The sequence below is a fragment of the Shewanella sp. 4t3-1-2LB genome (assembly GCF_017368415.1).
Taxonomy (GTDB): domain Bacteria; phylum Pseudomonadota; class Gammaproteobacteria; order Enterobacterales; family Shewanellaceae; genus Shewanella; species Shewanella fodinae.
This window is the reverse complement of record NZ_JAFNJD010000189.1, coordinates 1-254: the sequence shown is the minus strand read 5'-3', so window position 1 is coordinate 254 and position 254 is coordinate 1. Positions and strand designations below refer to the sequence as shown.

Genomic DNA, 254 nt, shown 5'->3' with positions numbered 1-254 from the left:
ATGGCGTTATTTCGCCGTATTGTGCTCAACTTGTTGCAGCAACACCCATTAAAGGTGAGTAAGCCGAGTAAGATGCGCAAAGCGGCGTGGAATGGGGACTTTAGATCTGAGCTTTTCTTTGGTTAACTGTATTAGTTCAGACTAGATCTGACACATCATCTTGAAAAGATGAGAGTTACCCGTTTTGATAAAGGTGTCGAATCTTAAATCAAAACATAAGGCAACTCTCATGCTTCATACTAGCAATCCGATTA

General features: G+C 40.9%; 1 pseudogene. It reads left to right on the top strand.

Features of this window, described 5'->3' with window-relative positions:
* Positions 1-126: pseudogene (locus J3L11_RS19250) on the top strand (ISAs1 family transposase); the annotation flags it as partial.
* Positions 127-254 lie beyond the last annotated feature (128 nt).